The following is a 4,794-nucleotide window of genomic DNA, read 5'->3' as shown; positions in this document are numbered from 1 at the left end:
TGGTAAACTATTAAAACAAATAAGTTCCACAGGACAAGGATGGGATGGCACGTACAACGGACATCAAATGCCATCAGACGATTACTGGTTTACTGTTGATTATGTAGAACAAAACCAAACCAAACAATTTAGAGCCCATTTTGCCATGAAACGTTAACATAAAAAAACCACTCAACTTGAGTGGTTTTTTTATGATTTAGTGGAGTCGCCGAGAATCGAACTCGGGTCCAAACAAGCAACTAAAAAGGGTTCTACACGCTTATTTTCTGATTGAATTTTCGATATTATGCTAGGACAGAAACATCCACATAATACTTATCTTCTATGTTTTTCGTAACAGTTCCGAAACCTTACTGTTCTTAGGTTTATTTTTACGATTCACCTATATCGACCGCCACAAACCAAAGCTATCGAGGTAAATCCTGCTTTCCTATCTTATAGGAACTAGGCCAATCTTACTTTAATTCAGATTATGCAGCAAGAGCGTAGTTTCCTTCGCCGTTTATGTTTTTGTGAATTTGGATTTACGAGCAAAAAACACAATGCTCGACGTGCTTACAGTTCAATTAGACTTGCTGTCAAAACCAGTCGACCCCAATTTCATTATTTTACAAATAAATATAAAGTAATCGTGCAAAAATAAAGTAAAATATTAGAATTTACCAAGTAACCAATAAATAATTACAAAAATTATGATTACTGATAGGCATCCTCCACCAAGTTTTTTCGCAGTTACGCCTGCTATTAGTGTTTTGATTAATCCATTCATAAATGTAAATTTTCAAATTTAGTATTGATACAAATATTCTAAAAGTAATCACTATTTGCGTTATATAATCTGGTCGAAAACTTGCATAATTTATTTAATACTTTCCGGTTAATAATTCTCCTCCAATGCCTGATTTGGCTTTAATACCTAATTTTTTCATCATTTCATAGGTGGTGCAAACTGCAGCAGAAGTTACCGGAATCCCAATTTCAGCTTGAATTAAGTCAATTGCTTCCAGTGACGGCATTTGTACACATGCTGAAACTACCAAAACATCCACATCTGTTAAATCCAATTGTTTATAAATATCAAGCAAATTCATAGGGTTTTGAGCAGCTACTTCCAAGTTATCAGCAATTTCAAGTGCAATACTTTCTTTTACTTTGATGCCTTGATGTTCTATATAATCGACGACCATATCGGTTAACGGACGCATGTATGGCGTTATAATTGAGACTTGGTTTGCTCCCAAAACTTTCAAACCATTAATCAAAGCACCAGCCGAAGTCACAATAGGCGTGGGGAAATCGTTGGCAATAGTTTCCTGATGCAGGTTCACTTCCGAAACACAATGATAGCCTCTTCCCATACTCATAATTGCTACCAAACACGCATAACCCATAACATCTACATGTGCATCAGAAAGCTCTTGAGCGCATTTCAAACTCATTGCATCCATGGCTTCGAGTTCTTCCTTGGTTACTTTCTTCATACGCATGCGGCTGCTGTGAAACGTAAAACGCTCCGGCAATATACTTTCCCTTGCCCTAAAAATCGCAGGGATTTCGGTTTCCATAGTCACGTTTGATGATGGAACAATTTGTCCTATTTTATACTTTCTCATTTATGCTGAATTTAGTTCAGTATCTCTTTTGGGCGTTGCCTCGTTTAAAAACGAGGCCGGGCTTTCCGCAGTACACGGTACTTGCTCCAATCCCTAACGCATTAAATCTCCTTAACCGTATTCACAATCGTTCCAATTCCTTCCACCGTAGCTTCAATCACATCGCCATCGTATAACCATTCTTGAGGATTTCTACCAGCACCAACTCCAGACGGAGTTCCTGTCGCTATAATGTCGCCTGGTTCCAAAGTGAAAATCGTGCTCAAATCTTCAATCAAATCGTTGATGTTGAATAATAAAAATTTAGTATTCGAATTTTGTTTTTCAACACCGTTTACTTTCAAGGACAAATTCAAATTGTGTGGGTTTTCGATTTCGTCTTTAGTCACTAAATAGGGTCCCATTGGTGCAAACGTGTCCTGCCCTTTAGAAACAATCCATTGCCCTTCACGACGACAGTCGCGAGCCGAAACATCATTGATAACGGTATAGCCAAACACATAATCTATCGCATCGGCTTTTGAAACATATTTCCCTTTTTTGCCAATAACAACAGCCAGTTCTACTTCCCAGTCTAATTGCGAAGTAAGTTTAGTGTTTTTAATAATATCAGTATTGGTTGCCGTAACAGTTGTTGGCGGTTTTGAAAAGATGATTGGCTTTTGCGGCAGCTTTCCTGTTGTGTCTAATGTTCGTGCACTTTCTGCAACGTGTTCGGTATAGTTTAGTCCAATTCCGATGATATTTTTTCTTGGTTTCGGAATAGGAGCAAGGAACGTAACCTCGTTCAGGTCATAACCTATTTCTTCGAAAAAAACTAATTCGGTTTCAGCAACCATATTATTGAGTTCTTCCACCAATTCAAATCCCATATCAATCAGTTCCAACATCGTTGAAGGCAATGGAAAATTAGATATTTCGCCAAAATCTTCCATATCTATGACCTGATTGTTGTGGATGAAGCCTAAACGAGGTTCGGTGTCGGCTGTTTTGTAGGTAAGTAGTTTCATATGTTTGTATTTAACCGCAAAGATCGCAAAGTTTTACGCTAGGTTCGCAAAGTTTTATTTGTAAAATAATTAAGTCTATTATCTATTTTCTTTATTCTATTTTCTATAACTGATGTCCATTATTTTCTTCCATTTCTCTTTCCTGATACAATCCCAATTTTTCTATAACAGGCAAATCGTTGAACGAAAACAAACAGGCATCTTCAGTTTCTGAAGCGTTATGATGTTCGTGCCAAGCCCAAGATGGAACGCAGAAAATATCTCGAGCTGCCCACTGAAAACGTTTTCCGTTGATGATAGAATAGCCTTTTCCTTTGGCACATTGGTACACAAATGACCCTGTATGTTTATGCGCTTTTCCTTTAAAACCAGCTGGTAACAATTGCATCGATGCGCTCATCGTTTGCATTACATGACCGCCGGTTGACGGGTTGGAATATTGCATCAAGATACCATCAATAGGATTTACTTCGTTTACTTTCAAAGCTTCTACTAATGCGGGATAAACTAATTTCCATGAGTATTTAAACAAAGAAGAATACGGTTTGTCCCAAGTTTTATCAGCTGGAATTAATCCTGCACATCCATACGTTATTGGAGAAAAATTGACCCCGTTTATCAAAGGTTGCTTTCCGTCAAAGACAGCATAATCATTGGCTTCCAAAGCATTAACTAACGGAATATCTAAACCATCCTGCCAAATACAGGTTTTTCCATTGGCATCAACTCCGTGTTCGTGCCAGGTTGAATTCGGTGTAATTACAAAATCATTGACTTCAAAAGTGATTTTATTACCATCGACAACCGTGTAACCGCCTTCACCTTCCATTATGAAACGCAATGCCGAAGCTTTGTGCCTATGTGCCGAAGTGCTTTCGCCGGGACGCGTAACCTGAATTCCGGTGTATAACCAGCCAACTGCTGCAGAAACATCTTTTCGTTTGTCGTTTACCAAATAAACTACTCTCCGTCCGGCTTGTTCCGGAGTTACCAATTCGGATGATTTTAAAACTAAATCTCGTAAATTCTCATATTTCCATAACATTGGAACAGAAGAACTTCGTGGTTCCCAAGGTTCAATATCGTTGGCGATTGTCCATAAGGCACCAGCTCCAAGTGTTTCCAATTCCTTATAGTAAGCTATTAATTCGGGTGAATCCTGAACTCTGGCTCTTCCTATTTGGTCGTCTGTATAGTTGTTTGTTTCCATATTTCCGGTATAGAATTATCTTTTGTTAAACTCTTCATGATTATCAATAAACGTAATTTTTCTTGTCGGAGCTGTATTTACTCTTAAATCAAAAATATCAAAGCGGTTATAATGTCCAAGTATATCGTGCATTTGCTTGGGTTGGATGCATTTTTCCAAATCAATATCGGCGTAAACAATTCCTTCATCGTCTATTAATGGTTGTCCAACTACGGCACCATTTGGGCCAATGATTCCGGAGAAAGCAGAGTTCTTTCTGGTCAGTAATTTTTCTACATTTGGCACATCAGGTTTCAAAGCGTCCATAATTTCTTTTGAAATTGTTGAACACGAAACTATTGTAAACAATTTTCCTTCGAATGAATGTGCGGCTGCACGAATCTTTATAGCTTCTGCCATATCATAATCTGGTGGAGCGACAGGAAGTGAAATGTAATTTGCAATATGAATCAATTCGCCTTGTGACAGCAAAGTGAAACGTGCCAATGTATTTGTATTTTCGCCACAAGCCAAAGTCCCGATTGGACCAATTTCGGTATTGTAAACTTTTAGTGATGAACCGTCACCACTTGTCCAGGTTAGTTTTTCTGCCCAGGTTGGTACTAATTTTCTGTGTTTGCCAATTAGTTTTCCGTGATTGTCAATAATTAAATTAGTGTTGTAGATTTCACCATAGCTATCGCCGCGTTCGTTGATTCCGATAACGATGTGGCAATTATGATTTTTTGCTGCTTCAAACAATGGCTGCATGACCGCATCATCAACTTTTACGGATGACTTATATAATTCTTCATACCATTTGCTTCCTTGAACAGGTGTCATTATCCAGTTCCAATAAGGATAACCAGCGACGAATACTTCGGGAAATGCAACAAGATTGGCCCCGTTTGAAGTTGCTTCTTTTACAAAAGAAATCGCTTTTTCTATTGTTTTTTCTACGTTGAGAAAAACTGGTGAAGTT

At 38.1% G+C, this 4,794-nt stretch carries 5 protein-coding genes and 1 other RNA gene; 1 reads left to right on the top strand and 5 read right to left on the bottom strand.

Going from position 1 to position 4,794, the window contains the following annotated elements; translation table 11 throughout:
- Positions 1-157 (top strand): T9SS type B sorting domain-containing protein (locus tag Q0Q96_RS02425; RefSeq protein ID WP_293871306.1); only part of this gene is annotated, 157 nt, incomplete at its 5' end.
- Positions 158-197: 40 nt separating this feature from the next.
- Here Q0Q96_RS02425 and ssrA read toward each other — a convergent pair.
- From ssrA to Q0Q96_RS02400, 5 genes are all read right to left on the bottom strand, one after another.
- Positions 198-596, bottom strand: a transfer-messenger RNA (tmRNA) gene (gene ssrA / locus Q0Q96_RS02420).
- A gap of 267 nt (positions 597-863) precedes the next feature.
- Positions 864-1,613: an Asp/Glu racemase gene (locus Q0Q96_RS02415; RefSeq protein WP_293871304.1), complete on the bottom strand. Its 750-nt coding sequence runs from the start codon at positions 1,611-1,613 to the stop codon at positions 864-866.
- A 101-nt stretch (positions 1,614-1,714) separates the two neighbouring features.
- Entirely contained in the window at positions 1,715-2,623 is a 909-nt protein-coding gene (locus Q0Q96_RS02410) for a fumarylacetoacetate hydrolase family protein (protein ID WP_293871301.1), read from the bottom strand.
- A gap of 103 nt (positions 2,624-2,726) precedes the next feature.
- Complete coding sequence (locus Q0Q96_RS02405) at positions 2,727-3,833, bottom strand: cupin domain-containing protein (RefSeq protein WP_293871298.1); 1,107 nt, start codon at positions 3,831-3,833, stop codon at positions 2,727-2,729.
- Between the two features lie 15 nt (positions 3,834-3,848).
- The coding region (locus Q0Q96_RS02400; protein ID WP_293871295.1) for a carbon-nitrogen hydrolase family protein at positions 3,849-4,794 on the bottom strand (946 nt) is incomplete at its 5' end.

Source organism: Flavobacterium sp. (assembly GCF_025352015.1).
Taxonomy (GTDB): Bacteria; Bacteroidota; Bacteroidia; order Flavobacteriales; family Flavobacteriaceae; genus Flavobacterium.
Note: the sequence above shows the minus strand (reverse complement) of the source record. Positions and strands in the feature narration are given on the sequence as shown.

Excerpts from the sequence above, each read along its gene's own strand:
- Q0Q96_RS02410 (WP_293871301.1), bottom strand. The coding sequence starts at position 2,623 with ATGAAACTACTTACCTACAAAACAGCCGACACCGAACCTCGTTTAGGC.
- Q0Q96_RS02415 (WP_293871304.1), bottom strand. The coding sequence starts at position 1,613 with ATGAGAAAGTATAAAATAGGACAAATTGTTCCATCATCAAACGTGACT.
- Q0Q96_RS02405 (WP_293871298.1), bottom strand. The coding sequence starts at position 3,833 with ATGGAAACAAACAACTATACAGACGACCAAATAGGAAGAGCCAGAGTT.